This window comes from Arthrobacter humicola, assembly GCF_022803015.1.
Taxonomy (GTDB): Bacteria; Actinomycetota; Actinomycetes; order Actinomycetales; family Micrococcaceae; genus Arthrobacter; species Arthrobacter humicola_A.
This window is the reverse complement of the sequence record NZ_JAFKON010000013.1, coordinates 41,197-64,140: the sequence shown is the minus strand read 5'-3', so window position 1 is coordinate 64,140 and position 22,944 is coordinate 41,197. Positions and strand designations below refer to the sequence as shown.

The 22,944-nt window shown below is 67.8% G+C and carries 18 protein-coding genes; 4 read left to right on the top strand and 14 right to left on the bottom strand.

The features are described from left to right. Positions 1 to 40: 40 nt before the first annotated feature. Positions 41 to 964 (bottom strand): MFS transporter, encoded by a 924-nt coding sequence (locus tag ARTB_RS19150; RefSeq protein ID WP_243181918.1) that lies wholly within the window; start codon positions 962 to 964, stop codon positions 41 to 43. Between the two features lie 102 nt (positions 965 to 1,066). Between ARTB_RS19150 and ARTB_RS19145 the strand changes: the two genes are divergently transcribed. Continuing rightward, on the top strand, positions 1,067 to 1,948 hold the full coding sequence (locus tag ARTB_RS19145) for a helix-turn-helix transcriptional regulator (RefSeq protein WP_243181917.1): 882 nt from the start codon (positions 1,067 to 1,069) through the stop codon (positions 1,946 to 1,948). Positions 1,949 to 1,989: 41 nt separating this feature from the next. Here ARTB_RS19145 and ARTB_RS19140 read toward each other — a convergent pair whose 3' ends face one another. The 6 genes from ARTB_RS19140 to ARTB_RS19115 all read right to left on the bottom strand — a co-directional run bounded on the left by ARTB_RS19140 (position 1,990) and on the right by ARTB_RS19115 (position 9,190). Then, positions 1,990 to 3,369 (bottom strand): glutamate decarboxylase, encoded by a 1,380-nt coding sequence (locus ARTB_RS19140; RefSeq protein WP_243181916.1) that lies wholly within the window; start codon positions 3,367 to 3,369, stop codon positions 1,990 to 1,992. A gap of 31 nt (positions 3,370 to 3,400) precedes the next feature. Then, positions 3,401 to 5,470 (bottom strand): chloride channel protein, encoded by a 2,070-nt coding sequence (locus tag ARTB_RS19135; RefSeq protein WP_243181915.1) that lies wholly within the window; start codon positions 5,468 to 5,470, stop codon positions 3,401 to 3,403. Between the two features lie 268 nt (positions 5,471 to 5,738). Then, a complete protein-coding gene (locus ARTB_RS19130) occupies positions 5,739 to 6,608 on the bottom strand; it encodes a DUF427 domain-containing protein (RefSeq protein ID WP_243181914.1) in 870 nt (289 codons plus the stop codon). 69 nt (positions 6,609 to 6,677) lie between these two features. Further along, positions 6,678 to 7,283 (bottom strand): TetR/AcrR family transcriptional regulator, encoded by a 606-nt coding sequence (locus tag ARTB_RS19125; protein ID WP_028276376.1) that lies wholly within the window; start codon positions 7,281 to 7,283, stop codon positions 6,678 to 6,680. A gap of 31 nt (positions 7,284 to 7,314) precedes the next feature. Further along, positions 7,315 to 8,643, bottom strand: coding sequence for a phenylacetate--CoA ligase PaaK (paaK, locus tag ARTB_RS19120; RefSeq protein ID WP_243181913.1), 1,329 nt, complete (start codon positions 8,641 to 8,643; stop codon positions 7,315 to 7,317). 16 nt (positions 8,644 to 8,659) lie between these two features. Next, positions 8,660 to 9,190 (bottom strand): hotdog fold thioesterase, encoded by a 531-nt coding sequence (locus ARTB_RS19115; RefSeq protein WP_243181912.1) that lies wholly within the window; start codon positions 9,188 to 9,190, stop codon positions 8,660 to 8,662. Between the two features lie 91 nt (positions 9,191 to 9,281). Between ARTB_RS19115 and pta the strand changes: the two genes are divergently transcribed. Beyond that, positions 9,282 to 11,393 (top strand): phosphate acetyltransferase, encoded by a 2,112-nt coding sequence (gene pta, locus ARTB_RS19110; RefSeq protein ID WP_243181911.1) that lies wholly within the window; start codon positions 9,282 to 9,284, stop codon positions 11,391 to 11,393. 32 nt (positions 11,394 to 11,425) lie between these two features. On the opposite strand, the gene ARTB_RS19105 is transcribed toward pta, so the two are convergent. Continuing rightward, positions 11,426 to 11,689, bottom strand: coding sequence for a hypothetical protein (locus ARTB_RS19105; protein ID WP_243181910.1), 264 nt, complete (start codon positions 11,687 to 11,689; stop codon positions 11,426 to 11,428). 223 nt (positions 11,690 to 11,912) lie between these two features. Between ARTB_RS19105 and ARTB_RS19100 the strand changes: the two genes are divergently transcribed. Beyond that, positions 11,913 to 13,082 carry an acetate kinase gene (locus ARTB_RS19100; protein WP_243181909.1) on the top strand — a complete coding sequence of 390 codons (1,170 nt, stop codon included), beginning with the start codon at positions 11,913 to 11,915 and terminating at the stop codon, positions 13,080 to 13,082. Between the two features lie 59 nt (positions 13,083 to 13,141). Continuing rightward, a complete protein-coding gene (locus tag ARTB_RS19095; RefSeq protein WP_243181908.1) occupies positions 13,142 to 13,705 on the top strand; it encodes a GNAT family N-acetyltransferase in 564 nt (187 codons plus the stop codon). An 87-nt stretch (positions 13,706 to 13,792) separates the two neighbouring features. On the opposite strand, the gene ARTB_RS19090 is transcribed toward ARTB_RS19095, so the two are convergent. The 6 genes from ARTB_RS19090 to ARTB_RS19065 all read right to left on the bottom strand — a co-directional run bounded on the left by ARTB_RS19090 (position 13,793) and on the right by ARTB_RS19065 (position 22,888). Further along, positions 13,793 to 14,419, bottom strand: coding sequence for a dihydrofolate reductase family protein (locus ARTB_RS19090; protein ID WP_243181907.1), 627 nt, complete (start codon positions 14,417 to 14,419; stop codon positions 13,793 to 13,795). Between the two features lie 396 nt (positions 14,420 to 14,815). Then, positions 14,816 to 17,362: a hypothetical protein gene (locus tag ARTB_RS19085; RefSeq protein ID WP_243181906.1), complete on the bottom strand. Its 2,547-nt coding sequence runs from the start codon at positions 17,360 to 17,362 to the stop codon at positions 14,816 to 14,818. Between the two features lie 7 nt (positions 17,363 to 17,369). Continuing rightward, entirely contained in the window at positions 17,370 to 18,152 is a 783-nt protein-coding gene (locus ARTB_RS19080) for a peptidoglycan-binding protein (RefSeq protein WP_243181905.1), read from the bottom strand. Positions 18,153 to 18,397: 245 nt separating this feature from the next. Beyond that, positions 18,398 to 20,614: a S9 family peptidase gene (locus ARTB_RS19075; protein WP_243181904.1), complete on the bottom strand. Its 2,217-nt coding sequence runs from the start codon at positions 20,612 to 20,614 to the stop codon at positions 18,398 to 18,400. A gap of 27 nt (positions 20,615 to 20,641) precedes the next feature. Continuing rightward, the gene (locus ARTB_RS19070; protein WP_243181903.1) at positions 20,642 to 21,757 is read right to left on the bottom strand and encodes an LCP family protein; all 1,116 of its coding nucleotides are present in this window, start codon (positions 21,755 to 21,757) and stop codon (positions 20,642 to 20,644) included. A 75-nt stretch (positions 21,758 to 21,832) separates the two neighbouring features. Continuing rightward, positions 21,833 to 22,888 carry an LCP family protein gene (locus tag ARTB_RS19065; RefSeq protein ID WP_243181902.1) on the bottom strand — a complete coding sequence of 352 codons (1,056 nt, stop codon included), beginning with the start codon at positions 22,886 to 22,888 and terminating at the stop codon, positions 21,833 to 21,835. Between the last annotated feature and the right edge of the window lie 56 nt (positions 22,889 to 22,944).

The window sequence follows — 22,944 nt, the reverse complement described above, 5'->3', positions numbered from 1 at the left end:
GGGAGGGCACGTGAGTACCCCCTTTTCGGATGTTGACAGGTCAGCGGGCGGCCTCGGCCAGGGGTGCGGGTGCGGCCCCGAGCGGTGTCCGGGCCCGGCGGGCGGCCAGATCAGCGGGCAGAATGAGGGCCGCGGTGACAGCCAGGGCCAGGAGCAGGAGGACACTGCCCGTGGTGAGGGCAGCGCTGACCTGCGTGGCCAGGTGCGCTGCGGCAGCGCCGGCGGCCGGGACAGTGGCTGCGGCCGCGACCGCGATGCCCAGCCCGAGGCAGGTGGCCGGGGAGGCCCAGCCCGCGTCGGCGGTGTTGATGATGCCGAACACGAGGGCGCCGACACCCAGGGTCGCGCTGAGCGCGCCGAACAGGTCGAAGCGGCCGCGGGCCCTGCCGGTTTCCGGGAGGAACCGCGGAGCGAGTGCGATCATCGCGGCGCCGATGGGTACGTTGACGAAGAACCCGGCACGCCAGGAGATCCAGTGGGCCAGCGCCCCGCCGATGACCAGTCCCAGGCTGGCACCCATCCCTGCGGTCGCGCCGTATAACGCCACGGCCCGCGTGCGCTCACGGCCTTCCGGGAAGCTCGCCGTGAGCAGGGACAGGGAGGCGGGCGCGACGATCGCCGCCCCGATGCCCTGGATCGCCCGGCCGGCGATCGCCCACCAGCCCGCCGGGGCCAGCCCGATCAGCAGGGACGCGACCGAGAACACCACCAGCCCGAACACGAAGACACGCCGGCGGCCGAGGAGGTCGCCGGCCCGGGCGCCGAGAAGCAGCAGGCCGCCGAAGACCAGCGTGTACGCGTCCTGGACCCAGGAAAGCTCCCCGGTACCCAGCTGGAGATCGGCCTGCAGGCTCGGCAGGGCCGTGAAGATGACCGAGTTGTCCAGCAGGATCATGAAGTAGCTGGCGAGGATGATCGCCAGGATCGCCGCCGGGCGGCCAGTAGCTGCGGGTTCAGGATTCATGTTTTCCATGGAACCGTGATTTCTCAACGGCGGGGAGTCACGGACGTTCCGGGTAATGCCAGTGCCTCCCTCGTCGCATAGGCCGCGGGTAGCGTGGAGGCCATGACACACAGCGACGACGTGCGGAAATTCCTGACCTCCCGCCGTGCCAGGATCACGCCAGAGGAGGCCGGCCTCCCGGTCTACGGCGGAAACCGCCGCGTTACCGGGCTGCGCCGCGAGGAAGTCGCGATGCTCGCCGGGATGAGCATCGATTACTACATACGCCTTGAGCGCGGAAACCTCTCCGGCGCCTCGGACAGCGTCCTTGAAGCCCTCTGCCGGGCACTGAAGCTTGACGACGCCGAGACGGCCCACCTTTTTGACCTGGCCCGCGCGGCCACGGCCGCTCCCCGGGTGCGGCGAAAGCGCAGCCCGCAGACGGTGCGGCCGAGCGTGCAACGCGTCATTGATGCGATCACGACGGCGCCGGCCTGGGTCCGCAACGACCGCGGGGATGTCCTTGCCGCCAACGAACTCGGCCGTGCCCTCTACCTGGACATGATGGCTGAGCAGGTGACTCCGCCGAACAGTGCACGGTTCACCTTCCTGAACCCGAAAGCGCGGGAGTTCTTCGCCGATTGGGAACGCAGCGCGGACGACATCGTCGCGGTCCTGAGGTCCACCGCCGGGAAAAACCCCTACGACAGGGACCTCTCGGACCTGGTCGGAGAGCTTTCGACCCGCAGCGAGGAGTTCCGCACCCGGTGGGCGAGGCACGACGTGAAGTACCACCGCACCGGCCGCAAACGGCTCCACCACCCGATCGTGGGGGACCTGGACCTGAGCTTCGAGGCACTGGAACTGCCCGCGGACCCGGGGCTGCGCATCAACGTCTACACGGCAGATCCCGGGACACCCTCCGAGGACGCCCTGAAAGTCCTCGCCAGCTGGGCCGCCACCCAGCGCGAGACGGCAGCGGCCGCAGTCAGGGAGAAGAAATAACCGACCGTTCCTGCGCCGCGCTCATTGTTGGCGCCACCCAGTCAATGCCCGGGTCCGGTGACGATCTTCTTTCGTTCGGATTCGTGCGCGCCGCCCTTCTTCGCCAGCGTTGAGCACGCCTCCTCGATATCCCGGGCGAGCGTGTCGACGTGCTCGCGGCTCATCGTTTCCTTGACCAGCGCACGCATGATCGTCACGTTCTGGGCGTTCGGCGGCAGGGTGTAGGCCGGCACCATCCAGCCGCGTTCGGCCGAGAGCTGCCAGGCAATGTCGAACTCGTCGTACCCGGGGTCGGCGGCGAGCCGGAACGCAACCAGGGGAAGTTGCTCCTCGTCGGGGCCGATGATCTCGAACCGGCCCATGGCCTCCAACTTCTCGGCGAGGGCGCGGGCGTTGGACTGCATGTTCTGCATGATGTAGGTGTAGCCGGCGCGGCCGTAGCGCACGAAGTTGTAGTACTGGGCGAGAACCATCGACGAGCCGGTGGAGAAGTTCAGGGTGAACGTCGAGTCGGTCTTGCCGAGGTAGTTCTCCTCAAAAACAAGGTCCTTGGCCAGGTCGGCCTTCTCCCGGAAGATCAGCCAGCCGATGCCGGGATAGACCAGTCCGAACTTGTGTCCGGAGACATTGATCGAGCGGACCTGCTCGAGCCGGAAGTCCCACTTGGAGTCCGGGTACAGGAAGGGCCAGACAAACCCCCCACTGGCCCCGTCCACGTGCAGCGGCACATCAAGGCCCCGCTCACCCTTGACCCGGACCAGCAGGTCGTTGATGCCGGCGATGTCGTCTTTGTGCCCGGTGAACGTCGTGCCCAGCACGGCTGCGACGCCGATGGTGTTCTCATCGATATGGGCCTCCACGTCCTCCGGGCCGATCGTGTACTTCCCCGGCTGCAGGGGCACGATCCGCGGCTCGACGTCGAAGTAGCGGCAGAACTTCTCCCACACAACATGCACGTCGCCGCCGAACACCAGGTTAGGGCTCGACGTCGATGCGCCGGCGGCCTCGCGGCGTTTGCGCCAGTTCCACTTCAGGGACAGGCCGCCGAGCATGATCGCCTCGGACGATCCCTGGGTCCGGGCGCCCGTCGTCTCGCCGGGCGCGTGGAAAAGGTCTGCGAGCATCCGAATGCAGCGCTGCTCGATTTCGGCCGTGCGGGGATATTCGGCGTGGTCGATGAAATTGCGGTGCAGGTTCGCTGCGATGATCTGCTGGGCCTGCGGCTCCATCCATGTCGTTACGAAGGTCGCCAGGTTCCGGGCCGGATCACCCTCCAGCGCCAGGTCCTCCGACACCAGCCGCAAAGCGTCCTCAGCAGGAATGCCGGTCTCCGGGAACTCCCGGCTCGGAACCTCCTGGGTGACAAATCGGTTGCCGAACAGTGCCACGTCGGCGTCCGCCGGCTGGGAATTTATTGACATCACTTCTCCTCAAGAGACTGTTGAAAGGGGGTTACGGACGAGCTCCCCGGTCCGCGGGAACCGAGACGGCGGCGGATTCTGGACTCAGCATCAGAATCGCGCCGGTGAGGAAGCACAGGGCTCCTACGAGGGTGCCGAGAGTGGCCAGGTCGGCGTTCCAGACAGCGCCGCTCGACGGTATGACAAAGGCCGCCAGAGCCGAGACGCCGAACGCAACAGAGCCGGCCAGGTTGATCACGCCGATCTTCCACACCCGGGGCCTGGGCCTGCCGGCAATGGCGCGACCGGCATCCCGCAACGCCACACCGCTGGCGACGAGGAAGGCGACTGAACCCAGCGCATCGGGTCGCCACACCCGCTGCTCGGTCAGCGCCACACTGAGATTGACCCGCAATGCGTTTCCCGTACTCCAGTTGAACCACAGCGTGCCGGCAAGTTGAACCGCGCAGGCGAGCCAGCCGAGATTCCGTGGCGCCCAGACCCAAAACGAGTGGCGGCGCTTGGTCCCCAGGAACGGGAGGGCGTCAACGGCTTCGCGGTACTGCAGGAACGACGCACTGGTGAAGAACAGCGAACCGACGAAGAAGGTGATCGCGCACAAGCGCAATCCCACGGCCTCGGCGTATGACGGAACCGCCCCCAAGGCGAACAGACTCGAGCCAATGATGAACAACCACGCGATCCACCGGTCCCGTCCGGTCGAACCTCCCGCGCTCGACATCTCACTTGCATGGCCGGACTTCGAGGCAGCCCGATGGTGGACCTTCCCGCCAGCGTCAGGCGCCACGGGCCCTTTCGGGCCCGGGACCGGGAGCACATTGGAGATCACGAAGGCCACCGCCACAGCCACCACCACCTGCGGTGTTACCGCCACACCGTCCACTCCCAGCAGCAGCGTGGCCAGCAGGGTCGACGTCAACGGCAGCCGCAGCATGGCTGCGCACATGGCTCCCATGCCCATGCCGAGTCCTGCCGCGAGATTCATTCCGGGCAACCCGCTCGCGACAATACCGAGCGCCGCACCGATGAACATCGAAGGGAACACGGGCCCACCACGAAATGCGCTCAGCGAGAGCCCGTAGGCAAAGGCCTTACAAGAGATCAGCAGGAGGAGCGCCGAAAGCGAGTAGTCCGTGGCATGTTCGACCAGATCCGGAAGGGCGTCCTGCCCCGAGAACAAGACCTGCGTGAAGCTGTTCCCAGAGATCAACTGGTAGGCCATCGCGGCAAGACCGATCAGCAGGCCGAGCCCAGAGGTCACCAACATCCGGTTCAGGTGCACGACCGGACGAAGCGAGAGCCCGACCCAGCGGATCAACCATCCCAACAGCGCGCCGACGACGCCCATGATCACCGCCCAGCCCAGCGTCGCCAGGGTCGGCGGCACCGCAGGCGGCACGACGGGCAGCGCCAGCGAGAAGCTGCCCAGCCCGGTCCAGCCGTCCAGGCCGACGAACACCAGCGCCCCGACGCCGGAAGCGAGCAGTCCGGGCAGCGCCATCAGGCTCAGCGTCATTCCCCCGATCCCGGCGGCCTCCATGATCAGGAATGCACCGAGCACGGGGGATCCGAGCAGGGTACTGATCGCTGCGAAGCTGCCGGCCGACGCCATGATCGTCAGGGCCATCGGCGGAGCGTCCTTCTTCGCCAGGTGCACCGCCAACGCCCCGAGGCCGCCACCGATCGCGATCAGCGGACCCTCCGGCCCGAGCACCGCACCCAGGCTGAGCGTGGTCAGTGCCGCGAGAATAATGCCCACGAGCTCCCGGCCGCTGGGCGGACCGCCGCCCGTCTTGAATCCGAAAGCCGGTGAGTGGCCCGCGGTTCCCGGCAGATACCGTATGGTCGACGCCGTCAACAGCCCACACAGCACCAACCAGGGAACCGGCCACCAGGCAGGAACGGGACCCCCGAGGACTTGTTCCGGCAGGCCGACGAAGACGTACTGCTGGACCACCGCGACCAAAGCGAGAAAGCCGTACGCAATGACCGAGATGGGAACGCCCAAGACCGCAGCCAGCACGAGCGCAGAGATGTACGCCCTGGAACGAATGACGACGGCCGGATCGAAACTGGGCGGCGATGCGGCAGGCTCGCTCATTCCCGGCAACCCGGCGCGGCTGTGACGATTCGGGTGACCCCGAATGTCCTTTTTCCAACTCGGGGCGGCGTGCCGGTCCGGCAACACCGCGGGTCACCGATGATCAACGAGCAGAACATCATCCCTCCTCCTTCCGCCAGACGGCGGGAGCCTTTAGCGAGGTCTCACAAGCGATAGAGGTGGTCCTTCAGATGTTCTCCAAGCTAACCCTTCCAGTGGGGGGCGGTCGTCACCCAATGCGGGTGAAAGAGAACCAAAGCGCTGCGGTTCATACCCCAGGTGCCCCGGGTGCCCCCGCTCCGTCCGGGCGTGACCACGGCGTGACCGGGCGCTCCTGCCGGACGCCGTCCACCGTGATGTCCACTCTCTCATTGAAGAAACTGACAAGTCCGTGGATCTGGGCGGCGTCGAGGAGCCGCCGGTCATAGCTCCACGCGACGTTCCTGCCCTGCCCGGAAGCAGGGTAGCTCCAGTAGCTCGCCTGGCCCTTATACGGGCAGATGGTCCGTTTGGGGCTCTCTTCCATCAGATCCAGCCGCACATCCGACGGCGGAATGTAGTAGCGCACCGGCAGCATGGTTTCGTAGAGCAGCTGCGCGCCGTTCGTCGCGGCGAGAGTGACGCCGTCGAGCCCTACCTCAACGGTGAGCGAGGACGCCCGGATGTCCACACGGTGGAACGGATCACGTGGGTGGCCGATGATCTCCTCGTCGTCCTCGAGCCAGTCGAAGGCGTTGAAATCCAGCACCACGTAGCCGGCGAGGTCGGGGTCCGCCGGCCGGAAGGCAGCTCGGGGCAACCTCGCATGGGGAGTGACGACGTCGAGCTCCTCACCGGCCGCCGTGTGCCTGCCGAACCCCGTGCGCGGATCCAGTGCCCGCGGCCCCTCCCGGCTCACTCTGAAGCCGTGTTCCGGGACATCGCCCGCCTGCTGCCCCGGCGGCGCCAGTTCGGCCCGGAGGTCGCCTTCGGAAACTGCGTAGATAGGGGTGATGCGTTTGGGCTCCCACAGCAAGAGCGCACCCAGAGTGTCGACGACGGCACGCCCGCCCACCATGGCACGGACCCTCTTCGCGGTGGGCTGGTAACGCAAATCGGGGAACGTGCTGAAGAGGACGTCAGATATCTTCGTGGCCATGACTACAGGGTGGGCGTCCGTTATCCTGCCGTCAACGACTTACCCGGCCACCCGCCGGCCGGCAGGCGGTCAGCGGGGGACGTGTAGGCCGTGGAACGCCATGGTGATGACGTCGTCGGCCAGCTTCTCCGGGGACAGCGAGCCGCCCGGCTTGTACCACTCGACGATCGAGTTGATGGTGCCGAACAGCAGCCGGGTGACGGTCCGGGGGTCAATGTCCTGGCGGAGCGAGCCCTCATCCCGTGCCTCGGAAATCAGTGCGGCGACCTTGTGGTCGAAGGTGCGGCGCCGTTCCAACGCATCCCGCTCGATCTCCGTGTTCCCGCGCAGGCGCAGCAGCAGTGTCACGAAGGGCAGCCGCTCCACCAGCACCGAGATGGTCTGGCGGACCACGAACTCCAGCCGGGCATCGGCCGAACCGGAGGTTGCCCCGGGCTGGTCCAGGATCGCCTCGAGCCCGCCCAGGGCGTGGTCCAGGGCTAGCTTCAGCAGGTCACCCTTGGACGGGACGTGGTGGTAGATCGCGGACTTGGAGATGCCCAGGTTCTCAGCAAGGATACCCATCGAGGTGGCATCGTAGCCGTGGCGGTTGAAGACGTCGACGGCGATGACCAGCACCGACTGCTGGTCATAGCCGGGGCGGCCGCGCTTGGTGGTGGTTGCTGTGCTGGGCATAGTGGCTAGTTTCTCACGATCTGGTGCTCACTCAGCCCTTGGGGCGCATGTCGTAGATCCGGCGCAGCTTGCCGTTGGACCGCTCCAGCGAGCCGGGGTCGACGACGTCGACGGTGCAGGAGGAACCGACGTGGATCTTGATCTGCTGCTGCAGGGCCTTGGCAGCCGCCGCCGCGCCCTCGACGCTGACGGCGTCGCGGCGCTCGATCTTGACGGTCATCTGGTCCATCCGATGGCCCTCGGGCCGGGTCAGTTCCAGCTGGAAGTGCGGGCTGAGCTCGGGGATGCGCAGGGCGATCTCCTCGATTTGGGACGGGAACAGGTTCACCCCGCGCAGGATGATCATGTCGTCGCTGCGGCCGGTGATGCGGCCCATGCGGCGGTGTGCCGGCCGTGCGGTGCCCGGCAGGAGCCGCGTGAGGTCCTTGGTGCGGTACCGGATGATCGGCAGGGCTTCCTTCGTGAGCGAGGTGAACACCAGCTCACCGGGTTCGCCGTCGCCCAGCACCACGGTGGGGTCGAAGGCGTCGATGATCTCGGGCCGGAAGTGGTCCTCCCAGATGTGGCTGCCGTCCTGCGTTTCCACGGCTTCGCCGGCGACGCCCGGGCCCATGACCTCGGAGAGGCCGTAGATGTCGCAGGCCTTGAGGTTCATGGTCGTCTCGAGCTCGTGCCGCATCTCCTCGGTCCACGGCTCGGCGCCCAGGACCGCGTACTTCAGCGACGTGGAGGCCGGGTCGATGCCCTGCTTGATCATGGCGTCGGCAATGGTCAGCAGGTACGTGGGGGTGGCCAGGATGGCGTCGGGCTTGAAGTCCTGGATGAGGGTGATCTGGCGCTCGGTCTGGCCGCCGGAGATCGGGATGACGGTGCAGCCGAGGGCCTCGGCGCCGGCGTGGGCGCCCATGCCGCCGGTGAACAGGCCGTAGCCGTAAGCGTTGTGCACCTTCATGCCGGGCCGGACGCCGGAGGCGCGCAGCGAGCGGGCCACAAGCTTGGCCCAGTCGGCGAGGTCCTTCTTCGTGTAGCCCACCACGGTGGCGCGGCCCGTCGTGCCGGAGCTGGCGTGGATCCGGGCGACCTCGTGCTGCGGCACGGCGAACATGCCGAAGGGGTACTCGAGGCGGAGGTCCTCCTTGGTGGTGAAGGGGAACTTGCCGAGGTCGGAGAGTTCACGCAGGTCCGCCGGGTGGACGCCGGCCTCGTCGAACTTGCGCTTGTACAGGGGGACGCGGTCATAGGCGTAGGCCACGGTGTGCTGCAGGCGGCTGAGCTGGAGCGCCTCGAGCTCGTCACGGGAGATGGTCTCCTCGCGGTCCAGGACAGCGTCGGTAGTGGCGGCGGCAGTTTCTTGGGTCATCAGTGGTTCCCTGTTTCTATTTCTTGGAGATGGTGCGGCTGCGGCCGCGGAACTCGGCGATGAGTTCCCACGTAGGGGCGTCGGTAGCGGTATCGGTGGGGAGCTGGCCCGGAAGGGTTGCTGCGGGGGCCGCGCCGGCCGGTGCCGCCGCCGGGATGCCCGCGCCAGAGTCGGCGGCGTAGATCTGGATGTCGTACAGCCCGCTGCGTCCGGTGCTGGCGCGGCGGTTCGCGACGGCGGTCAGCACCTGTCCGCGGAAGGCGGGCTTCAGGAAGTTGATGTCGACGCCGGCAGCAACCGTGATGCTGGAGTCCTCGCCCGGGAGCGGGTTGGCCGGGTTGCAGGCGAGGGCGAAGGCGGTGTCGCCGAAGGCGAAGATCATTCCGCCGTGGGCCATGCCGAAGCCGTTGAGCATTTCCTGCCGGAGCGTCATGCGGATCGTGGCATGCCCGTCGTCCAGCGCCAGGACTTCGATGCCCATCCATTCCGAGGCGTAGTCGTCTTTCAGGATGGGGTGGGTGCCCCCGGAAACCGTCAGTTCAGCCATGCGTCGTTGCCTCCAGCTTTATTTACCGAATGTTCATTAGGTAATCCCATGTGGGTGCCCGCTGTCAAGGGGTGTAAGTATGCTGGGACACATGGCCAAAGGAATTTACGTCAGCGCGACCACCCCGGGCTCCGGCAAGTCCCTCATAGCGCTGGGGCTGGCGGACACCCTCCACCGGCACGCGGACCGGATCGGCTTCTTCAAGCCTGTGGTTCACGGCAACGACGCCGCGGCGGACCCGATGGTGGCGCTGATGAAGGCCCGGTTCGATCTTGACGACCAGCGCTGCCGCGGCGGCCTGACGTTTGCCGAGGTCCGCGGGCTGCTGGCCGAGGGAAACAGGGCCGAGATCGACGCCCGCTGCGTGGAGATCTTCGCCGAAATGTCCCGCCATTGCGACGTGGTGATTGTGGAGGGGACGGACCTCACCGGCCAGGATGCCGCCGTCGAATTCGACCTCAACGCTCGCCTCGCGAACAACCTGGCCGCCTCGATCGTCGCCGTGGTGGGCGCGAAGGGGCGGACCGTCGCGGAGGCTGCCGACGCCGTCGAGGTTGCCCGCAAGGAACTGGCGGCGGAACACTGCAGCCTCCTGGCCATCATGGTGAACCGCGCCGACCCGGAGGACGTGGACGGGATCGTCGCCGCCGTGAAGCCCGGCGCGTCCGGCCGCCCCGTCTACGTCTTCCCCGAGCTGGAGGACATCGCACGGCCGACCACCGGGGAGGTGGCCTCGGCCCTCGGGATCCGCCAAGTGGCCGGCCGGCAGGACATGGAACGCGACGTCCATTCCATTAAGGTGGCGGCGATGAACGTGGCCAACTTCCTGCACGTGCTCGACGACGGCGCCCTCGTGATCGTCCCCGGTGACCGTGCGGACGTGATGGTCGCGTGCCTCGCGTCGTCGTTCTCGCCCGAGTTTCCGGTGCCGTCCGCGCTCATCCTCACCGGCGGCCTGGCCCCGGACCCCAACATCTACTCGCTGCTGGCGCAGGCACCATTCCCCGTGTTCGCGGCCCCGGACGATACCTACACCACCGCCAAACGGGTGTCCGAGGTCCGCAGCGAGATCTGGTCGGGGCACCGCCGCAAGGTGGCCTCGGCCGTGGGGCTGTGGGCTAAGCGCGTGGACGAGGCCGAGCTGGTGGAGCGGCTGCACCTGCCGCGGCTGGAGCGGATGACGCCGCTGCGGTTCCTGCACGACCTCATTGAGCGGGCCCGGCTGCAGCGCCGGCACATTGTCCTGCCCGAGGGGACCGACGTGCGGATCCTGCGGGCCGCCGAAATTCTGCACCGGCGGGACGTCTGCGACCTCACGATCCTGGGCAATGAGTCGGCGGTCCGGGAGCTGGCGTCCACCCAGGGCATCGACCTCTCCGGCATGAGCATCGTGGACCCCGCGACGTCGGAGCTGCGCCAGCAGTTTGCCCAGAAGTACGCGGAGCTGCGGGCGCACAAGGGCGTGGACCAGGCCCGGGCGCTGGAAGTCATGCTCGACGGCAGCTACTTCGGCACCATGATGGTGCAGCTCGGCGTGGTGGACGGCATGGTGTCCGGCGCCGCGCACACCACGGCTCACACCATCCGGCCCGCGCTGGAGTTCGTCAAGACCCGGGACGGCGTAAAAATCGTCTCCTCGGTGTTCCTGATGCTGATGCCGGACCGGGTGCTGGTCTACGGCGACTGCGCGGTCAACCCTGACCCGAACGCGGAGCAGCTGGCGGATATCGCGCTGGCCTCAGCCGAGACCGCAGCCCAGTTCGGCGTGGAGCCGCGGGTGGCCATGCTGTCTTACTCCACCGGCGGATCCGGGACCGGGGAAGCAGTGGACAAAGTCCGGCAGGCCACCGAAGTCGTGAAGGACCGCCGGCCGGATCTCGCCGTTGAAGGCCCCATCCAGTACGACGCCGCCGTCGACGCCGCCATCGCCGCGTCCAAGATGCCGGGCTCGTCCGTGGCAGGGCAGGCGACCGTGTTCATCTTCCCGGACCTGAACACCGGCAACAACACCTACAAGGCAGTGCAGCAGTCCTCGGGTGCGGTCGCCGTCGGGCCGGTCCTGCAGGGCCTCCGCAAGCCGGTTAACGACCTCTCGCGCGGGTGCACCGTGGAGGACATCGTGAACACGGTGGCCATCACCGCCGTGCAGGCGCAGTCCGTGGAGCCCGCTACCGAGCCGGAACCTGCGGCTGCCCGCGCATAGTCAGCTGTTTTCCGGCTTCGCTGTTTTCCTGGTCAGCTGTTTTCCGGCTTCGCCGGACTTTCGGGGTCTTCCTCCTTGGCCGGCTCATCGGCCAGGCCCGCCGGCGTGAGATCCAGGTCCTCCAGATTCTCGGGGGCCTCGGGCGCTTCGCCGACCTCGGCGGCTTTGGGGTTTCCTGTGTCGTCCAGGGCCGGGTTCGCGCCGACGACGCCGGTGGGATCCTGTTTACCGGAACCGCTGGCGGGTTCGGTGCCCGCTGGTTCGGTGCCCTCCGGCTGGGTCGCGTCGTCAGTCATGGAAATCCCCTTCGTGAGTTGTCCAGTTGGTCCGCCGACTCTAGGCGCCCGGCCAGGCTTTCGCAACGGACTGGCTTTCGCAACGGATGGGCGCCACTGGCGTTCCGGCAAATTTGGTCCGGCAATTTATAGTGGATCCCACGGAGCGCTCGGCCAGGCTCCGGCGTGATGCCAGTCCCGGCGCACCCTCGGGTAGCGTCGAAGCCAAGGCTTAGGAGGCCCCATGCTCGTGCTCGTCATCAACTCCGGCTCGTCCTCGCTCAAGTACCAGGTGCGCGACGTCGAGGCCGGCAGCGTGCTCACCGAAGGCCTGGTCGAGAAGATCGGCATGGGTGCCGGCGGTGAGGGCGACGGCCAGATCGAGGGCCCGCGCGACCACGCCGAGGCGCTGGAACAAGTGGACGCGGCCATCCACGACGCACTGGGGGACCGCGTACTGGATGCCGTCGGCCACCGCGTGGTGCACGGCGGGGAGCGCTTCGCCGAGCCGGTGCTGGTCAACAACGAGATCACCCGGGCCATTGAGCGGCTGAACCCGCTCGCCCCGTTGCACAACCCCGCCAACGTCCTTGGCATCCGCGCGATCTCGAAGAAGTGGCCCGAACTGCCGCAGGTGGCCGTGTTCGACACCGCCTTCCACCGCACCCTGCCTGAGCACGCCTGGCGCTATGCGGTGCCGGACGAGCTCTACACGAACCATGGGATCCGCCGCTACGGCTTCCACGGCACCTCGCACGAATACGTTGCGCACCGGTCGGCGGCGCTGCTGGACGTTCCGGTCGAGGAGTTCGACGCCGTGATCGCCCACCTGGGGAACGGCGCCTCGGTCACCGCGATCCGGGGCGGCCAGTCAATCGACACGTCCATGGGATTCACGCCCCTCGAGGGACTCGTCATGGGCACCCGATCCGGCGACCTCGACCCGTCCATCCTGGTCTTCCTCGGCCGGAACGGATGGTCACCCGAGGACCTGGATTCGATGCTGAACCGGCAGTCCGGGCTCAAAGGCCTGGCCGGCAACAACGACATGCGCTCCGTGGTCGAGGCCGCGGAAGCCGGCGATGCAAAGGCGGCCATGGCCCTGGCGGTCGCGTCCTACCGGCTCGCGAAGTACATCGGCGGCTACCACGTGGCCGTGGGCGGCGCGAAGGCCCTTGTGTTCACGGCCGGAATCGGCGAGAACTCGCACCAGTTCCGGAACCTGGTGGCGCAGCGGCTCGGTGCCCTCGGCGTCGAGCTCGACGCCGGGCTGAACCGGGAACGGTCCAGGGAACCCCGCGTCATTTCCACCCCGACGTCGGCCCTGCCGGTCCTTGTGGTTCCCACCGACGAGGAACGGGCGATCGCGGAGGCAACGGCCGCCGTCGTCGCGCAGGCCTCCGTTGCTCCGTAGCCGCCCTTTTGGCCGCGCAAAACGGCGCTTCCGGAGCAGCGGTGGGTAGCGTTGGGGACATGAATGAACCCAAGCCGCTGCCTCCGCTGCCCATCCGCACCGAGCGGCTGGTGCTGCGGCGTTTTGCAGCTGCCGACCTCGATGCCTTCCATGCCTACCACTCGCTCCCGGAAACCGCCCGGTTCCTGCCCCGCGAGGCCAAGAGCTACACCCAGTCGATGGAAACGGTGGGGCGATACGCCAACTTCGAGTTCGAGAAGGAGGGTGACTGGGTGGCCCTGGCGATTGAGGCCCAGGATTCGCCCGGGCTCCTCGGCGAGGTGGTGCTGAAGTGGCTGGAGGGGTGCGGGCAGGCCGAGATCGGCTGGAGCCTGGCCCCGGAGGCGCGGGGACGGGGCATTGCCAGCGAGGCCGCCCGGGCACTGCTGAAGCTCGGCTTTGAGGACCTGGGCTTCCACCGCATCGACGCCAAGCTCGATGCCCTGAATACGGCCTCGGCGGCACTCTGTGAACGGCTCGGCATGCGCCTGGAATCACGGCAGGTGGACAAATGGCACTACAAGGGCGAATGGGCCACGGAGGTGGTGTACGCCATCCTCGCGGACGAGTGGCAGGCCCGCTGACCTTGTCCGGCGCTTGAACCCGGGCACCTCCGCCTGGTGCAGCGTAGCGGCCGACTCAACCATCGGCCTCAAGCTCAACCACGGGCCTCAGGTGCCGGACGAACCAGGCTCATAGGTCCCGTACGTCGGAAGCCCTGCCGACTCATAGACAAGAATCGCGAGTCCGCCCGGCGTCGCCTCATTGCCGACCAGACGCAGGCCCGCCGGGGCGCCTCCGGGCGGAAACAGTTGCCTGCCGTTACCCACCACCACAGGGGCGATCACCAGCCTCAGTTCGTCGATCAGCCCCTTCGTCAGGAGCGACTGGGCCAGCCGGGCACTCCCGTGGATCTGTAACTCCCTGCCGGGCTGCCTCTTCAACTCAGCGACCTGTGCGGGGACGTCCCCGGACAGGATGGTCGTGGGCGCCCAACCAGCCTGCGCCAGGCTCTGCGAGGCCACGTACTTCGGCAAACCGTTCATCTTCTCAGAGAACGGATCATCAGGGTCCGTGATTCTCGGCCAGTCCCTCGCAAAGTTGACGTAGGTCCGGCGGCCGAACAGCAACGCATCCGCCTCACCCAGCCAGTGCGCCGCCTGCTGGATGAATTCCTCGTCAAGGTAGGGGACGAACCAACCTCCTTGTGAGAAGCCGTCGCTGGTATCCTCCTCGGGCGATCCAGGACCCTGCGCCACGCCGTCCAATGTGAGGAACTCTGTCAGCGTTAGTCTCATCGTGTTGCCTCTCCGTGCTGGGTGCTGGGTGCTGGGTGCTGGGTGCTGGGTGCTGGGCGCTGGGTGCTCCGGGTGCCGGGTTCACCGGCCCGGGCTGGGCCTGGAATCACGGCAGGTGGCACTACAAGGACGAACGGGCCACGGAAATGGTGTACACCTTCCCCGCGGATGAATGGAAGGCCCGGCAGCAGGTATCCAGCGGCCGACGGCGTAGGGAAGCGCCATCTAAGGGAAGTACCGACCTGACGGGGCAGCGATCTCACGGGTAGCGGTCTGGCGAGACGCCGATCTGACGCAGATGGCCGGAATGAAGTCCTCATTCCGGCCATCTGCGTCAATTCGGAACCGATTCGGGCCCAACCCGAACCCGATTCGGACCCAAAATCGGTCCTCGCCTTAGGGTGCCGGCGGCGCGGTGGATGCCGGCGCCGGTGAGACCGTGCCCGGTGCGGGAGCCGCGGGTTGCGTCAGCTGCTGCCCTGCCGGATCCGTGGCACCGGAGCCCGGGGCGGGACCGGACGACGTCGTACCGTCACCCGGCGCCGTGGCTCCTGTGGGTCCCGGGGCCGGGGCCTGCGTGCTGCCGGGGGTGGTTTCGGCAGTGGCTCCCGACGTCGTACCGGGCGTGGCAACGGTACCGGCACCGGGCGTGGCAGCGGTACCGGCACCAGGCGTGGCGGCAGGAGTGCCGCCCGGCGTCGGGGCTGTACCGGCGGACCCGGCCGGGGTGGCGCTCGGATCGGCCTTGATGACCGCCATGATCTGTTCCTTGTACGCGCTGAGCCGGCCCTGGATCTCCGAGAGTGGCTGGTTCCGCAGGTCCTTGCCGTAGGCGGCGATCTCCTGCCACAGCTCGTTAAGCCTGGCCGTGCCGTCGCTGCTCAGGGGCCCATCCAGGGTCAGGACAAGTTGGCTGGCCAAGGCGTAGGTCAGGCACCGGACGCAGTTATAGTTCGCCGACGCCGAGAGATTTTCCGGAACGATCACATCGGTCTGTCCCACAATCAGGACCACCTGGAAGCCCACCGCCACGGCGGCGCAGTCCGCGCAGCTGGCAAACGCGTAGGCCTCATTCCGTGTGTCCACGGTGTCACCGTCCTCGGCCCAGACCAGGGCGAAGGCGACATCGTAGACCACGGAACCGTCAGTGGTGTTGACCGCGAGCGACTGGTTGCCGTCGCCCTCCGGAGCGGCCGGCTTGTCGAAGGGGAAGACCCAGGAAGGGGCAGCCGGCGCCGGTGCGGGGCCGGCCGTGCTGGCCGTGCCGGACTGCCGGGGCACCAGGACCATGCTCAGCTGCGGGTCCTCGCGTGTGGGCCGCCGGGCGCCCTCCGGCCACAGGGCAACGGTCGTTCCCGACTGGCCCTCGGCCATCCGGGACGCGGCGGAGGCCGGGAAGACGGCGGTGGTGGCGTCGGCCAGGGTGCCGCGCTCGTAGGGCTGGACCGGGCGGTAGGTGTCAGCTCCGGGCCACCAGGCCCAGGCGAGGCCCGCCGCCACCGCTGCGATCGCAACGATGGCGGTGGCACGCTGGAGGGCCTTTCCGCGGGTCTTGCGCCACAGGCCGGTGGCCAGCTGGCGGACCAGGCGCAACAGGATGTAGAAGATGCCCAGCACCGGCAGCGCCAGGCAGGCGATCGCGATCACCCGGACGGCGGCGTCGGCGAGGTCCCCGGTGGCGACGCTGTGGGAAAGCATGGCCTGCTGCTTCAGGCCGTTATCCCAGGCGGTGCCCAGGACGCGCGGCAGGGTGAGCACCATGGTGGCCATGCTGAAGAGCAGCAGGGGGACCGTGACCAGCACCCAGATGGTGACCACGGCCCGCGCCCATGGCTTCAGGAGCCCGGCTTCGGGATCTGTCTTCCGCCACGGCACCAGGGCCAGCAGCGTGGGCTTGATGCGCTGGAACAGGTCCGGGACACCGGTAGCGTCGGCCAGGATATGGTAGCCGTCGAAGCGGACCAGCGGCATCAGCTGCCGGACCATCTGCAGGATCTGGGTGACCACCACCAGCAGCAGCGCATCGAAGCCGGTGGCCCACCAGATGCCCATGATCGCGACGGCCACGATGGCGTTGAAGTACAGTCCGCCGAGGTCCGTGCGCAGCCGGCCGCCGCGCCCCAGCCGGTAGGAATCCGTGACGTCTGTATAGAAGGCCGGCCACATCAGATACAGGCCGGTCCCCATGGCGCCGGGGGTGGCCCCGCCGCGGCGGGCGGCGGCGGCGTGGCCGAACTCATGGAAACCGGCCGAGAGCACCGTGACCACCAGGATCAAAAGCACCAGTCCGGGGTTGGCAAAGGCCTCATGCGTGGCCGATGCCAGACCCTTGACCATCAGCACCCACCAACACGTGGCCAGGAAGGCCGCGGTCACGGCCACCACGATCAAGGGGTTGAACAGCGTGGCGAACGGCGCGGTGATCTTCCGGGTGCGGTCCGGATCGGTCACCGAGTACCGGAAGCGCATACCCAGCAGCGGGTTGGATTTCTTTACCGCGGGCTCGGAACCGTCCGCCAGCTGCAGGAGGCCGAGGGGGAGCAGCTGGGAAGTGATCAGGGTGCGGACGTTCTCGGCACTGACGAGCCGTCCGAAACTGTCACTGGCGTGCCCGGCGATTTCTTCCAGGCCCCGCTCGCCGTCGATCGCCTCGAGCACCAGGTACAGCAGTCGGGTGAGCTGGATGGTCTGGCCGTCGGAACGGCGCACGAGGGACGGGGCTTCCTTGTAACCGGATCCCTTCGCCTCGCCGATTAGCTGGACGCCGGCGGCCCGCACCGGAACCGGCTGCAGGCCGACCGCGGCGGACGACGGCGGGCCGGCAGCGTCGCCGCGTGCGCGTGCGCCGGCGTCGGGCGATGCGGCGGCGGATGTGGCGCCGCCGGTGGCAGGCAGGGCCGGAGGGCCGTCCTGACCGGACGGCCCTCCGTGCACAGTGCTCATCTAGGTGCTACTGCTTCAGGTCGGACTGCTGGTCAGCCGACGCCGTAGCGTCGCCATGGATGTCCTGGTTGATGATGGCATCCTGCTGGGCGACGGCGAACGCGTTGCTGTCGATGGAGCCGATGTTGGCGCCGACGGCAGCGTCGATCGGCGCGGCCACGTTGGCGTTGGCGGCCACCGCACCATTGATCGGTGCCGCGATGCCAGCGTTGGCGTCCAGGTTCACATCGACGTTGAGCAGGTTGCCGCTGAGGGCACCCGCGGCGCCGGCGGCGGCTCCCACGTCCGTCGGCAGCGCACCGCCCAGGTCCGGGGCCGTGCCATCCGGCAAGACGCCGGTGGCATCGGCGGGTACCGTGCCGGCGGGTACAGCGCCGCCGAGATCGGCCGTGGCGGCAGGCGTGGCCGCATCGGTGGCGGCAGGCGCTGCGGCAGAACCTGCTGTGGCTCCAGCATCCGCACCGGTGCCCTGGTCGATGACACTGTCCTGGGTGGAGTCTGCCGTGGCATCGCCCGTGACGCCCTGGTTGATAATGGTGCCCTGGTCGGCGAGGGCCTGGGACTCGGATCCGACGGAGAGGACGTTAGCCGAAGCGCCTGCGTCAATCGGGGCGGCCACGTTGGCGTTGGCCGCGATGCCGAGGTCGATCGGCGCCGCGGCGCTGATCCCGAGGTTCAGGTCGGCGTTCAGGTCCAGGACGGAGGCGACTTCCTTGTCCGGGAGAGCCGTGCCGCCCTGCGCCATCAGCTCATCATCAGTCAACGGGGTCATTCCCTGCTCAACGTTCATAACAAACTCCATCTCCGGCACCCAGTGCCCGGTCAAAGCCCTACGACGCCCCGCCCCCAGCGGACGGGTTCCACGTCGAAGTGCCCATCATGCCAGTAAATAGTAAGCATGATGACCAAATATCGGTAGCGGGCTCCCGGATTAACGCCGGAAAGCCCGCTGACCGGCCGGAAAACGCATCGATTGCTCCGTAAGTGCCCTAATGGAGGCCCAAAAGGGCGGCTACGGAGCAACCGATGGGGTTCTTACTTCAGTCCGCCCCCGGGCAGCAGTTCGGTGGCGCCGAGGGAATCGGCGACGAACGCGTAGTCCCAGGCCCGTTCGCGCCACTGCACGTATCGGCCCGACGCGCCGCCGTGGCCGCCTTCCATCTCGATTTTCAGAACGACGGGTTCGCCGCCGGTGTTCACCTCGCGCAGCCGCTGCACCCACTTGGCCGGCTCCACGTAGAGCACGCGGGTGTCGTTGAAGCTGGTGACCGCGGCGATCTTCGGGTACGCCACGGCACGGACGTTCTCGTAGGGCGTGTACGACTTCATGTACGCGTACACGTCCGGGTCGGTGATCGGGTTGCCCCATTCCTCCCACTCCAGCGCCGAGAGCGGCAGGTCGGGGTCCAGGATGGTGGTCAGTGCGTCCACGAACGGGACGGCGGCAACGATCGCCGCGTACTTTTCCGGCGCCAGGTTGGCGACCGCGCCCATGAGCAGGCCGCCGGCGGAGCCGCCCATCGCCGCGATCCGTGCCGGGTCCACCCAGCCGGAACCGGCGAGCCAGTCCGTGGCCGCAATGAAGTCGGTGAACGTGTTTTTCTTGTGCAGCTTCTTGCCGTCGTCGTACCAGTGCCGGCCCAGCTCGCCGCCGCCCCGGATGTGGGCGATCACGAACACGATCCCCCGGTCCAGCAGGGACAACCGGGGGATCCCGAAGCCCGGATCCATGCTCATTTCGTAGGAGCCGTAGCCGTACACCAGACCGGCCGCCGTCGAATCCTGCCGGACGGAGGCGTGGCGGAGGACCGAGAGCGGAATCCGGGTCCCGTCGGACGCCACCGCCCATTCCCGGGTGGCGACGTAGTCCGACGGCGTGTAGCCGCCCAGCACAGGGCTTTCCTTGCGCAGCAGGAGTTCACCGGCCGGGAGCTCCGGGGTGGGCAGCACAAAGTCGTAGACCCGCGACGGGGTGAAGTAGGAGGTGTAGCCCATCCGGATCACGGGCGCCTCGTAGTCGGAGCCCGCGACGCCGGCGGTATACAGCTCTTCGGTGAACGCAGGCTCCACGGCGGCGCCCTGCTCCGGGGTGCCCAGTCCTGCCAGGGGCAGGACCTGGACCCGTTCAATGGTGTCCTTGCGGACGGAGACCACCGCGTGGGTCGACGTGACGCCGGCGCCGTTGACCCGGACCTGGTCGGAATGGGCGACGACGGTGTCCCAGTGCTGCTCGGCGAGCGGCTTTGCGAGCTCGGCCGGGTCCACCAGCGAGACCATGGAATTGATGGCGTCCCTGTTGTGCGTGAGCAGGATCCGCTCCCGGCCCCGCCCCGAGGCGTCCGCCAGCAGGAACGGCTCGGCCTCGTAGAGGATGCGGTCGTCGCGGGAGATCACGGTGCGCAGGCCGGCGTCGGGGTCATCAAAGCGCAGCAGGCGGGTCTCGCTGAACTCGGAGCAGCCGATGCTGAGCACCAGGTGCCGCCGGTCGGCAGAGAGCTCGAAGCCGAGCCACATGGCGACGTCGTCCTCCTGGTAGATGACGGTGTCCTCGCCGACGGGTGTGCCGAGCACGTGGGACTTGACCTGGTACGGCCGCCACGAATCGTCCACCACGGTATAGAAGATCCGGCTGCCGTCGGGGGAGAAGGAGATGCCGTAGAAGACGTTCTCGATCACATCCGGCAGCAAGTCGCCGGTGCGGAGGTCCTTGATGCGCAGGGTGAAGCGCTCGTCGCCGGCGTTGTCCACGGCGTAGGCGTAGAGGGTGCCGTCGATGGTCGTGGCGGCCCCGCCCACGGCGAAGAACGGCTTGCCCTCGGCCTCGAGGTTGCCATCGAGGAGGACTTCCTCTCCGGGGATGACGACGCCGGCCTCCACGGCCGGGGGAGTCCAGTCCGCGACGCGGTCCCCGGTGTCTTGGCCGCGCAAGCGGCAGTGGATGCCGTACTCCTTGCCCTCGACCGAGCGGGTGAAATACCACCAGCCGTCCCTGCGATTCGGGACGGAAAGGTCAGTTTCCTGGGTGCGGCCCTTGATTTCCTGGAAGATCGCCTCGCGCAGCGGCTCCTGGTGCGCGGTCACGGACTCCTGGTAGGAGTTTTCCGCCTTGAGCAGGTCCACGACCTCTGCGGACTCCTTGTCCCGGAGCCACTCGTAGTTGTCCTCGAACGCGTCGCCGTGATGGGTGCGCACCGAGGGAACTTTCCGGGCGACGGGAGGCTGCGGGGACGGCTGGGCGGGAGTCTGGGTCATGGACCCAATCTACCGAAGAGCGGCGCCTCAATTGCCGTTCTGCAGATTGTTGGCCGCCACGTAGCTGGCGAGCGTTCCCGAGCGCAGTGCGGCGGAGAGCGCTGCGGTCGCGGCAGGGTCCTTCAGGACAATCGACTGGCCGTCCCGGCTGGTCCCGGTGCCGGCGGTCGGCAGGGTGAAGAACACGCCGCGTCCCGGCGGCGTGCTCCGCAGGCCGAAGGCGAGGTTTTCCAGCGACTCCAGGGTGAAGCTTGCGTCCAGGGTCACGTGCGGCAGCACCGTCTTGATGAGTTTGCGGACGGTGCCGCGGTCCGCCAGGCCGCCTTCGGAAGCCAGCTTGGCCATCACGGCTTTCAAGAACGTCTGCTGGTTCCGGACCCGCTGGTAATCGCCATCGGCGAAGGCATGGCGCTCGCGGACAAAGGCCAGGGCCTGCAGCCCGTTGAGGTGGTTCACGCCCGCCGGAAAGTGCACTTTGTCATCTGCTGTGGCGGTGAATGACTGTTTGATGTTGACGTCGACACCGCCGAGCGCATCCGTCATGGCCGCGAACCCTTGAAAATCCAGCATCACCGTGTGGTCGATGTGCGCACCCAGCAGCGCCTCCACCGTCCGCGTCATCAGCGGCAGTCCGCCCAGTTCCAGCGCGGCATTCACCTTCGCGGTTCCGTGGCCGGGGATGTCTACCCAAAGATCGCGCATGATCGAGATGCCGTAGACGCTCTTCCGGTCCGCCGGGAGGTGGATCAGCACAAGGGCGTCGCCGCGCTGGTCGGAGGTGGTGCCGTTGGCCGCCGCCGCCCGCTCATTCACCCGGCTGTCGCTCCCGATCAGCAGGATGTTGAGGGCGACGGCGGGTGGTTCCGGGGTGGGCGTGGGGGTGGGCGCCGGCGTGGGACTGGCCGCCGTCGCGGTCGCGGCCGCGGGGGCGGCGGCCGGTGCCGTAGCTCCGGCCGGGCCGGTGCCACCGGGACGGGGCCCGGGGAGTATGTAGGCCGCGACCGCGACGGCCACCGCGACGGCGACCGCGAGCAGTGCCCCCAGCAGCAGCAGCGTCCGACGGCGGGCGCCTGCCACGGCGGGCGAAGGAGGGGGCGGGGACGCCGCGGAAGCCGCTGCTGCTGGCTCCGGAGCGTTCCCCATAAGCGGACGCTACCATCGCGCCCGGCCACGGACTATGGGTCCAAGGGCCTCTCTGGGCGCCTCACCCGGCCGGGCTTAGTTGCCGTTCTCGAACTTGTTCGCCGCGACGTATTCGCCCAGGGTGCCGGAGGCCATCGCTGCGGAGATCTTCTGGATGGCGGCCGGGTCGGCCAGCACGATCGACTGGCCGTCCGCGGACGTTCCGACGCCGTTGGTGGGCAGCGTGAACATGACGGTGTTCTGTGCCCGGATGTCCTTGAGCTCGAGTCCCAGCCCGGCCACGGCTCCCGAATCAAAGGTCTTGTCCACAGTGACGAACGGCGACACGGCGCCCACCATGTTGTTGATAGTGATTGGGTTGCTCAGCGTCTGGCCGGCGGTGGACTTCTTGATGATGGCCCGCAGGAACTCCTGCTGGTTGCGGACCCGCTGGTAGTCGCCGTCCGCGTAGGCGTGACGTTCGCGGACGAAGGCCAGGGCTTCGGTTCCGTTGAAGGTGTGTTGGCCCGGGGCGAAGGACTGGCCCTTCAGATCGTTCGACGTAAACGGCAGCTTGGTGTTAACGGTCACCCCGCCCAGCGCGTCGGTGAGCCCCTTGAAGCCCTCGAAGTCGATCATCGCCACGTGATCGATGCGCTGCTGGAAGATCGACTCGATGGTCTGCACCATCAGCGGCGTTCCGCCAAGGGCCAGCGCCGAGTTGATTTTCGCCTCGCCGTGCCCGGGGATGTCCACCCAGAGGTCGCGCATGACGGACATCGTGTAGATGTTCTTGCGGTCAGCCGGAATGTGCACGAGCATCAGCGTGTCCGCGCGCTGGTCAGTGGGCGTGCTGGCGGTGTCGGGCTCGGCGGCGCCGCGGCTGTCGCTGCCCATCACCAGGATGTTCATCGACGTGTCAGTCTTCTTCGGGCGCGTGGACTCCTCCGGGAAGGCCTGGTCGATCTTTCTGCTACCGGAGTCGAAGGTGTGGGCGAGGTTGAAGAGATAGCCGCCAGCCACCACCGCGACGAGCGCCACCACCACGGCGACGGCGATCAGCACGATGCGGCCCCGGCGTTTCTTCGCGGGCCGCCGCTCGCGGAGTTCCGCCCTGCCGGCGTCGTCTGGGCTGTCGAAGGGGTGTGTCATGTGTTCCTCTAAGTTGGCCGGGCATGGTGCCCGGATTCCATTTTGACCAATGCCAG

Bases quoted from the DNA above. Each gene is read 5' to 3' on its own strand.
- ARTB_RS19150 (WP_243181918.1), bottom strand. From the start codon at position 964: ATGAATCCTGAACCCGCAGCTACTGGCCGCCCGGCGGCGATCCTGGCG.
- ARTB_RS19145 (WP_243181917.1), top strand. From the start codon at position 1,067: ATGACACACAGCGACGACGTGCGGAAATTCCTGACCTCCCGCCGTGCC.
- ARTB_RS19140 (WP_243181916.1), bottom strand. From the start codon at position 3,369: ATGTCAATAAATTCCCAGCCGGCGGACGCCGACGTGGCACTGTTCGGC.
- ARTB_RS19135 (WP_243181915.1), bottom strand. From the start codon at position 5,470: ATGAGCGAGCCTGCCGCATCGCCGCCCAGTTTCGATCCGGCCGTCGTC.
- ARTB_RS19130 (WP_243181914.1), bottom strand. From the start codon at position 6,608: ATGGCCACGAAGATATCTGACGTCCTCTTCAGCACGTTCCCCGATTTG.
- ARTB_RS19125 (WP_028276376.1), bottom strand. From the start codon at position 7,283: ATGCCCAGCACAGCAACCACCACCAAGCGCGGCCGCCCCGGCTATGAC.
- paaK (WP_243181913.1), bottom strand. From the start codon at position 8,643: ATGACCCAAGAAACTGCCGCCGCCACTACCGACGCTGTCCTGGACCGC.
- ARTB_RS19115 (WP_243181912.1), bottom strand. From the start codon at position 9,190: ATGGCTGAACTGACGGTTTCCGGGGGCACCCACCCCATCCTGAAAGAC.
- pta (WP_243181911.1), top strand. From the start codon at position 9,282: ATGGCCAAAGGAATTTACGTCAGCGCGACCACCCCGGGCTCCGGCAAG.
- ARTB_RS19105 (WP_243181910.1), bottom strand. From the start codon at position 11,689: ATGACTGACGACGCGACCCAGCCGGAGGGCACCGAACCAGCGGGCACC.
- ARTB_RS19100 (WP_243181909.1), top strand. From the start codon at position 11,913: ATGCTCGTGCTCGTCATCAACTCCGGCTCGTCCTCGCTCAAGTACCAG.
- ARTB_RS19095 (WP_243181908.1), top strand. From the start codon at position 13,142: ATGAATGAACCCAAGCCGCTGCCTCCGCTGCCCATCCGCACCGAGCGG.
- ARTB_RS19090 (WP_243181907.1), bottom strand. From the start codon at position 14,419: ATGAGACTAACGCTGACAGAGTTCCTCACATTGGACGGCGTGGCGCAG.
- ARTB_RS19085 (WP_243181906.1), bottom strand. From the start codon at position 17,362: ATGAGCACTGTGCACGGAGGGCCGTCCGGTCAGGACGGCCCTCCGGCC.
- ARTB_RS19080 (WP_243181905.1), bottom strand. From the start codon at position 18,152: ATGAACGTTGAGCAGGGAATGACCCCGTTGACTGATGATGAGCTGATG.
- ARTB_RS19075 (WP_243181904.1), bottom strand. From the start codon at position 20,614: ATGACCCAGACTCCCGCCCAGCCGTCCCCGCAGCCTCCCGTCGCCCGG.
- ARTB_RS19070 (WP_243181903.1), bottom strand. From the start codon at position 21,757: ATGGGGAACGCTCCGGAGCCAGCAGCAGCGGCTTCCGCGGCGTCCCCG.
- ARTB_RS19065 (WP_243181902.1), bottom strand. From the start codon at position 22,888: ATGACACACCCCTTCGACAGCCCAGACGACGCCGGCAGGGCGGAACTC.